The following is a 3,416-nucleotide window of genomic DNA, read 5'->3' as shown; positions in this document are numbered from 1 at the left end:
GGTCTCGTGGGCTCGGAGATGTGTATAAGAGCCAGGCCTTGGACCCCGCCGTCCCGGGCCCCGGCGCCCCTGGCCCCGGCGCTGGCGCGACCGGCCCATCCGAGTCCGCCGCGACCGGTGCACCTGAGGCCGCGGCCGCGCCGGGCGGGGACGTCGCCGCCGGGTTCGTGCCGGCGATGCGGCTGGCGCTGCGGGAGGCGCGCACGGCGTTCGAGGACGGGGAGATCCCGGTCGGGGCCGTCGTGCTGGACGCGTCCGGCCAGGTCATCGGGACGGGTCACAACGACCGCGAGCGCAGCGCCGACCCGACCGGGCACGCGGAGATCATCGCGATGCGGGCCGCGGCGGCGTCGCTCGGGGGGTGGCGGCTGTCCGGGTGCGCGCTGGTCGTGACGCTGGAGCCGTGCACGATGTGCGCCGGAGCGTCCGTCCAGGCGCGGCTGGACCGGGTCGTGTACGGGGCCGTCGACCCGAAGGCGGGCGCGGTCGGATCGCTGTGGGACGTGGTCCGCGACCGCCGTCTCAACCACCGTCCGGAGGTGGTCGCGGAGGTCCTGGCGGACGAGTGCGGCGCGCTCCTCACCGAGTTCTTCGCCCACCGCAGAGTCGGGTAGGCTCTCCCGCGGTGGTGTCGCCTAGTGGACGAGGGCGCACGCCTCGAAAGCGTGTGAAGTGCAAGCTTCCGTGGGTTCGAATCCCACCACCACCGCTCTCCAGTGAGCCGCCGACCCGGCACCGGGCGGCGGCTTTCTCGTTCGGCGTCCAGGGAGCGGGCGTCAGCCGACGGTGACCAGGGCCACGCCCGCCACGGCGACGGCCATGCCGACGCGCTGGACGATCCGCAGCCGCTCGCTGTACGTGACCCTGGCCAGCAGGACGGTGATCGCCGGATAGAGGGACGTGAGGACGGCGGCGAGGCTGAGCATCCCCTTGTGGGCGGCGAGGAAGTAGAGCACGTTCGCGCCCGCGTCCAGGGTGCCGGACAGGAGCGCGAGGCCGATCAGCGTCCGTCCGGACACCTTGGGGCCGAGGCCGCCGCCGCGAACGGCCATGACCAGCAGCGCGGCCACGACGACGGTGAGGGTGCCGACGCGCGCGCCGACGATCGGCCAGAGGCCGGTGCCGTCCCCGGCGGCCTTCAGCAGGACGAAGAAGATCCCGAAGCAGGTGCCGGACAGCCCGGCCATGAGCGGGCCCGAATCCAGCAGGCGCCGCCATCCGTCCGCGCCGGGCGCCGCGTCCGGGCCAGGCGCCACGTCCAGGCCCGCGCCCGCACCGGGTGCCGCACCCGCCACAGGTGCCGCGTCCATGCCCAGGTTCGTGGCGGGTGCCGCGTCCCTGCAGGGCGCCGCGTCCATGCCCGCGCCGGGTGCCGCACCCACGCCAGGTGCCGCGGCCAGGCCCAGATTCGTGGCGGGTGCGGCCTCCCTGCCGGGTGCGGCGCCCAGGTTCGGGTTCGTGGCGGGTGCGGCCTCCCTGCCGGGTGCGGCGCCCAGGTTCGGGTTCGTGGCGGGTGCGGCCTCCCTGCCGGGTGCGGCGCCCAGGTTCGGGTTCGTGGCGGGTGCTGCGTGCGGGGCTGTGGCTGGATCGTTCCTGGCCTCCATGCTGACGAGCCCGATCGCGACGAGGCACAGCAGCACGCCCGCGACGACGGACGCGTCCAGCCGCTCGCCCCGCAGGACGCCCACGCCGACCGGCAGGATCGCTGCGGCCAGTGCGGACACCGGCGCGACGACGCTCATCGGCCCGCGGGCGAGTGCCCGGAAGAAGGCGATCAGTCCCGCGCCGCCGCTGAGGCCGCCCAGGAACCCCACCGCCATCGGCACGGGGCCGACGTCTCCGCCGCTCAGCAGCGCGGACACCAGGACGACCACCAGGCCGGCCGGGACACACCAGGTCAGCGCCCGCAAAGCGGTCGACTTCCGCGCGACCGCGCCGCCGAGGAAGTCGGCCACGCCGTACGCGAGGGCGGCGCTCAGCGCCAGGACGGTGACCATCACCGCCCGCCGATCAACCTGCTCGCCACCCGGACGTCCGGCGAGATGACGCGGAGCCGCTCGGCGAGCCGGTCGCCCGCCTCCTCCAGCCTCTCGATCGGGTACGGCTCAAGGCTTTCGAGCAGGAAGAAGCCGTTCTTCGTGGTCTCGGTCAGCCGCGTCCGGACGCACTGCCGCCAGTTCCAGCGGCGGCAGGTCACGCCCTCGTCGTCCCGCCAGACGACCTCGCCCGGGGCCGGGTGCTCGACGGCCGGCTCGCCGTCCGCGATCACGTCGAACGGCTCGTCGCCGGTGGCTCGCACCAGCCGCGCCGCGCCCCGGTAGGCGTCGAGATCCTCGCCGCCGATGGGCAGCGCGTATTCGACGCTCACCGCGTTGTAGGCGTCCACGACCCGGTTGATGGACGGGAGCGCACCGGCCCGGCGGATCAGCGCCTCCACCGAGGGCCGGGTCCGCTTCGGCTTGGCACCGAACGCCCGGTACGCCTCGCGCCAGGACTCCACGTGCGGGTCATCGAGGTCGGCCTTCCCTGCCGCTGCGGCCAGCCAACCCTCCGACACGTGATCGCTCGGCCCGTTCGCCAGGCCCTCGGCGGTCACGACGAGCACGGCGAAGTCGGGACGCAGGTCCAGCACGACCTTGTCCACGACAACCCGATCCAGCATTCCAGGCCCCTCTCGCGGTCATTTAAATGATACAGAGATATCATCATACCGACCGCCCGTCACCCATCCGGTTTTCAGCGGTGAAGGGCCCGCCCGCCCATCCGCGGCCGCGGTCAGCCGTGGCGGTGGGATCGTTGGGTGACGGGTTCAGCGGCTGGAGGACGATTGAGCGAGCAGGAGGCCATCGGGGAGGCCGTGGCGCGGACCGTACGGGCGCTGCGGGCCGGGCACGGCTGGAGCCTGGACGAGCTGGCCGGACGGGCCGGGGTCAGTAAGGGCGTGCTGGTCGGGCTGGAGCAGGGGCGCGGGAACCCGAATCTCGGCACGCTCATCCGCATCTCCGACGCGCTCGGCGTCCCGCTGACCCGGCTGGTGCAGGTCGAGGAGGAGCCGCCGGTGCGGCTGTTCCGGCCGGCGCGGCACGTGGTGCTGTGGCAGGGCGAGCACGGCGGGACGGGAACGCTGCTCGCCGGCAGCGACCCCCGGCCCTCGCTGGAGCTGTGGCAGTGGGAGTTGCAGCCCGGTGAGACGCGCGAGAGCGACCCGCATGTGCCGGGCACGAAGGAGATCGTGTTCGTGCAGCAGGGAACGCTGACGCTCGGTGTGGACGGCCGGACGGATCTCGTCGAGGAAGGGACGGCCGCGGTGTTCGTCGGCGACCGGCCCCACTCGTACGGCAACGCCGGTGATGGCGAGGTCCGCTTCATCCTCGCCGTCCTAGACCTCTGAGCCCGCCCCAGCCCCAGCCCCAGGG

Annotated in this window: 4 protein-coding genes and 1 tRNA gene; 3 read left to right on the top strand and 2 right to left on the bottom strand. The window is 73.9% G+C overall.

Annotated elements, in window-relative coordinates; all coding sequences use genetic code 11:
- Positions 1–176 precede the first annotated feature (176 nt).
- Together tadA and ETD83_RS40650 are read left to right on the top strand one after the other, a co-directional pair.
- Positions 177–614, top strand: coding sequence for a tRNA adenosine(34) deaminase TadA (gene tadA, locus ETD83_RS40655; protein WP_138650578.1), 438 nt, complete (start codon positions 177–179; stop codon positions 612–614).
- Positions 615–624: 10 nt separating this feature from the next.
- Positions 625–709: transfer RNA gene (locus ETD83_RS40650), tRNA-Ser, on the top strand.
- A gap of 67 nt (positions 710–776) precedes the next feature.
- On the opposite strand, the gene ETD83_RS40645 is transcribed toward ETD83_RS40650, so the two are convergent.
- Both ETD83_RS40645 and ETD83_RS40635 read right to left on the bottom strand, forming a co-directional pair.
- Entirely contained in the window at positions 777–1,997 is a 1,221-nt protein-coding gene (locus ETD83_RS40645; RefSeq protein ID WP_230421520.1) for a DMT family transporter, read from the bottom strand.
- On the bottom strand, positions 1,997–2,662 hold the full coding sequence (locus ETD83_RS40635; RefSeq protein WP_138650576.1) for a B3/B4 domain-containing protein: 666 nt from the start codon (positions 2,660–2,662) through the stop codon (positions 1,997–1,999). The genes ETD83_RS40645 and ETD83_RS40635 overlap by 1 nt, the downstream gene beginning before the upstream one ends.
- A 165-nt stretch (positions 2,663–2,827) precedes the next feature.
- Between ETD83_RS40635 and ETD83_RS40630 the strand changes: the two genes are divergently transcribed.
- Positions 2,828–3,391 carry a helix-turn-helix domain-containing protein gene (locus ETD83_RS40630; protein WP_138650575.1) on the top strand — a complete coding sequence of 188 codons (564 nt, stop codon included), beginning with the start codon at positions 2,828–2,830 and terminating at the stop codon, positions 3,389–3,391.
- Positions 3,392–3,416 lie beyond the last annotated feature (25 nt).

It is taken from the genome of Actinomadura soli (assembly GCF_005889715.1).
GTDB lineage: Bacteria > Actinomycetota > Actinomycetes > Streptosporangiales > Streptosporangiaceae > Spirillospora > Spirillospora soli.
The sequence above is the reverse complement of the archived record's forward strand: the minus strand, read 5'-3'. Positions and strand labels throughout refer to the sequence as shown.

Excerpts from the sequence above, each read along its gene's own strand:
- tadA (WP_138650578.1), top strand. The coding sequence starts at position 177 with ATGCGGCTGGCGCTGCGGGAGGCGCGCACGGCGTTCGAGGACGGGGAG.
- ETD83_RS40645 (WP_230421520.1), bottom strand. The coding sequence starts at position 1,997 with ATGGTCACCGTCCTGGCGCTGAGCGCCGCCCTCGCGTACGGCGTGGCC.
- ETD83_RS40635 (WP_138650576.1), bottom strand. The coding sequence starts at position 2,662 with ATGCTGGATCGGGTTGTCGTGGACAAGGTCGTGCTGGACCTGCGTCCC.